The 1,364-nt window shown below is 30.4% G+C and carries 2 protein-coding genes and 1 pseudogene; all 3 read left to right on the top strand.

What is annotated here, in order from left to right; all coding sequences use genetic code 11:
• Nucleotides 1-639: lipopolysaccharide biosynthesis protein (locus tag B0E43_RS22695; protein ID WP_139352859.1), on the top strand; the 639-nt coding region annotated here is incomplete at its 5' end.
• On the top strand, nucleotides 620-1,126 hold the full coding sequence (locus B0E43_RS22690) for an acyltransferase (protein WP_077353704.1): 507 nt from the start codon (nucleotides 620-622) through the stop codon (nucleotides 1,124-1,126). The genes B0E43_RS22695 and B0E43_RS22690, both read left to right, overlap by 20 nt.
• Nucleotides 1,126-1,364, top strand: a pseudogene (locus B0E43_RS22685) (hypothetical protein); the annotation flags it as partial. The gene B0E43_RS22690 and the pseudogene B0E43_RS22685, both read left to right, overlap by 1 nt.

The raw sequence follows: 1,364 nt of genomic DNA, 5'->3' as shown, positions 1-1,364 counted from the left end.
GTTATTTATAATATAACCTATTTTAAAGAAGGAATAAAATATTCGTTTCCTTTATTTTTGAATGGTATAATGATTTATTCGTTTGCACTTATAGATAGGTTTTTAATTAATGATATTTTAGGATCTGAAGCTGTAGGGCTATACGTGGGTGTATTTCAAATATCATCTGTTCTTCAAGTTTTAGGAAGTTCTTTTAGTGCAGCTTGGTTTCCATGGGTTTTTAATTATTTAGCCGATAACAAAACTAGTGGAAATATTTTAGAATATAGTTTTAGTCTATTGGGTTTATTTGCTATTGTATGTTCCTTTTTTTATGTTTTTATGGATAATTTCATGTATTTTATTCTTGGATCGAATTTTATAGATGGAGAGTTTTTACTTTTTGGTTTTGTTTTAGGTATATTTTTTCAAATTACGTATTGGATTTTCTCTCCAATCATTCAATATAATAAGAAAAATTTAGTACTTACTTATCCCATAATTCCTATCCTTCTTTGTAGTTTGTTTTTGAATTTTTATTTTCTTGAAAGGCAAGGCCTTGTTTTTGCTTCACTTGTATATGCAATGTCGTGGTTTCTCCTTGCATTAATAACGGTTCTTTATTCATTTAAACTAGTCAATGCTTTCAAAAATTTATAAGCATTACAAAAAGATGACTTCCTTGATTTTCACATGGATGGTAAGGCGAAAATTAATTAATTTGCCTAAAAGGTTGATTGTTAATGGTTTTAGTTCAGTAAATTCCCATACATATATAGGTGACTTTTCAAATCTGAATGGTCTCAAAATTCATGGTGTCGGTGAAGTTCGTATAGGTAAATATTTTCACTCTGGCTATGATTGTCTCATTATTTCAAGTAATCATAATTACAAAGGAGCTAGTATCCCATATGATTCTACTAATATTTCCAAACCTGTAAGTATCGGAGATTTTGTTTGGATGGGTTCTAAGGTTATTGTTTTGGGTGGAGTAAATATTGGCGAAGGCGCAATTATTCAAGCTGGTGCTGTGGTGATCAAAGATGTTCCACCATTAGGGATAGCCGGAGGGAATCCTGCTGTGACATTTGCTTTCAGGGATAAAACTCATTTTGAAAAAATGAAAACTGAAAGAAACTTTTTCTAATGAATCTTTATTTTCCCTTGTTGTGTTTTTATCCCTCCCAAGCAGGAGGACCAGCAAATGCTGTTTTTTGGCATTCTGAAGCTTTAGCAAAAAGTGGTTATTCTTGTAAAGTCACCTCTACTGGTTTAGGGATTTCTGATATTAAATCAATAGAAAAGAATATTTATAATTCTCGAAATGAGATTACTTTTGTTAAAGGATATATGGATTTCTTTTCTTCTAAAGAAATCAAAAAAGT

The organism is Algoriphagus sp. A40, from assembly GCF_002002735.1.
Classification (GTDB): domain Bacteria; phylum Bacteroidota; class Bacteroidia; order Cytophagales; family Cyclobacteriaceae; genus Algoriphagus.
The sequence above is the reverse complement of the archived record's forward strand: the minus strand, read 5'-3'. Positions and strand labels throughout refer to the sequence as shown.

Excerpts from the sequence above, each read along its gene's own strand:
- B0E43_RS22690 (WP_077353704.1), top strand. The coding sequence starts at position 620 with ATGCTTTCAAAAATTTATAAGCATTACAAAAAGATGACTTCCTTGATT.